Source organism: Oleiphilus sp. HI0128 (genome assembly GCF_001635365.1).
In genome coordinates, this window is the sequence record NZ_LWGG01000873.1 from 1 (window position 1) to 778 (window position 778).

The 778-nt window shown below is 43.2% G+C and carries 1 protein-coding gene; it reads left to right on the forward strand.

Annotation, left to right across the window (positions count from 1 at the left end; translation table 11 throughout):
* Window positions 1–617, forward strand: a 617-nt coding sequence (locus tag A3763_RS13835) for an HPP family protein (protein WP_068760152.1), incomplete at its 5' end; no start/stop codon positions are given.
* Between the last annotated feature and the right edge of the window lie 161 nt (window positions 618–778).

Below are 778 nucleotides of genomic sequence, written 5' to 3' on the forward strand. Positions count from 1 at the left end.
GTGGACGGGCCTTCGCTGGGCCGTTGGAAAAGCTTAGGAAGGTTGAGAAACCCGCCAATACCTCGACAATACCGAGTTTAAATTATACAGAAGTAGAGCTTGAAGAGAATGAGCAAGCCAGAAGTTCCTATGATGTGCCCGTCAAAGCGATTTCTGAATATCAGAATTTGCTTAAGAAAAACTCACAGCAAGAAGCTGTTTATCATGCTTACCAAGTTATGAGCCAACCGGTCGTTAGTGTTCAGCTAAGCGATACATGGGGATACGTACTTGAGTTATTCGAACAGGTGCATTATCAGGTAGTTCCTGTTCTGGATAATAAAGGGCAGCTAGTTTCAGTAATCTCTCGCCAACAAATATACGCTAAGCTCTTGTCTCAATCGTCGGTTCAAATGGGGCGGGACACTTCATTATCGAGTGTTATCCAAACAAGGGGGAAATCTGTTGTTTCAGCGGATCCTGTGACAGATGTTCGTAGAGTGGCCAAGGCCTTAGTCATGTATAGCTTGGATGCAATCCCTATTGTGGATGCTGAGCATCGTTTAGTGGGGATTGTCTCCCGCACTGATATTTTAAGGTGTGTGACTGCCAACCCTCCTCTTTCAATGTGGTGTTAGCGCGAAAGAGACTTAAGCCCCCAAAGAGATCTAGGCGAAGATTTATCTGTGTCAGAAAATTCCTTATTAAATGAACGAATTAAACTGCTTTTTTAAGGGAATGTTCATTGAGAAACTGAGGCTATATTAAGTAGCTGTATGAAGCTATCGAATACAAACCA